The 408-nt window shown below is 71.6% G+C and carries 1 protein-coding gene; it reads right to left on the bottom strand.

What is annotated here, in order from left to right:
• Nucleotides 1–408: hypothetical protein (locus tag I6F37_RS42535; RefSeq protein WP_225154756.1), on the bottom strand; the 408-nt coding region annotated here is incomplete at both ends.

Below are 408 nucleotides of genomic sequence, written 5' to 3' on the forward strand. Positions count from 1 at the left end.
GGTCCAGCCACTGCCGACCGTGGTCACCCGGTCGTCCGTCTGCTTCTGGGCCTCGTCGCGCTCGCCCCGGCTCTTCGCGTGGTCCGGCACGGTCTTCTCGGTCACCTCGGACCCGGGTGGGGGCGTGAACTCGAAGGTCGAGTCTTCGGGGCGGGTGAAGCTCACGTCGGTGTAGCCGACGTCGAGCACGGTGCGCTGCTTGGCGAACACCTGGACGCGCAGGGGGCTGCGGGTCTCCCCGTCGACGGCGATCCTGGCCTCGGTGAGCAGCGACCGGTTGTCCTTGGGCCGCAGCACGAGCTCGTACGCCGCCCGCCCGGCCACCTCGACCGCACTGTCCACCGAGACGGTGGTGCTGGGGTCGATCGCCGCCAGGACCTTGGCCGCCGCTTCCTGCGGGGTCTTGGG

The organism is Bradyrhizobium sp. NBAIM08 (genome assembly GCF_020193935.1).
Taxonomy (GTDB): domain Bacteria; phylum Pseudomonadota; class Alphaproteobacteria; order Rhizobiales; family Xanthobacteraceae; genus Bradyrhizobium; species Bradyrhizobium yuanmingense.